Genomic DNA, 308 nt, shown 5'->3' with positions numbered 1-308 from the left:
TTACAGATTTCAAAAAAATTCAGTTAAATCTAGTATATATTTAAAAATATGACATATTATATAAAACTGTACTACATGAATCACTAATTCTGTTACATATACCTAGCTTTATTTATGTGTTGCAAACCAAGTATTTAATTGATCCATAATGTTCTCCATCGCCTTCATGTTAGAGAATTTAGGCAACTCCACTAATAACGCCTGTTTTGGCATTGTTACACTAGGGCCTTTCTTTTGGAGAACAAATATACTTTTTGCATTTTTCTCGTTTTTAAACATGGAAACAGGTAGCTGTAATAACCCCTGAA

At 30.2% G+C, this 308-nt stretch carries 1 protein-coding gene; it reads right to left on the bottom strand.

Annotated features, from left to right (window positions below):
• Positions 1 to 108 precede the first annotated feature (108 nt).
• A partial coding sequence (locus tag FE392_RS22895) for a hypothetical protein (RefSeq protein ID WP_333783532.1) occupies positions 109 to 308 on the bottom strand: 200 nt, incomplete at its 5' end.

This window comes from Xenorhabdus santafensis (assembly GCF_033949405.1).
In the GTDB taxonomy this organism is placed as follows: domain Bacteria; phylum Pseudomonadota; class Gammaproteobacteria; order Enterobacterales; family Enterobacteriaceae; genus Xenorhabdus; species Xenorhabdus santafensis.
Note: the sequence above shows the minus strand (reverse complement) of the source record. Positions and strands in the feature narration are given on the sequence as shown.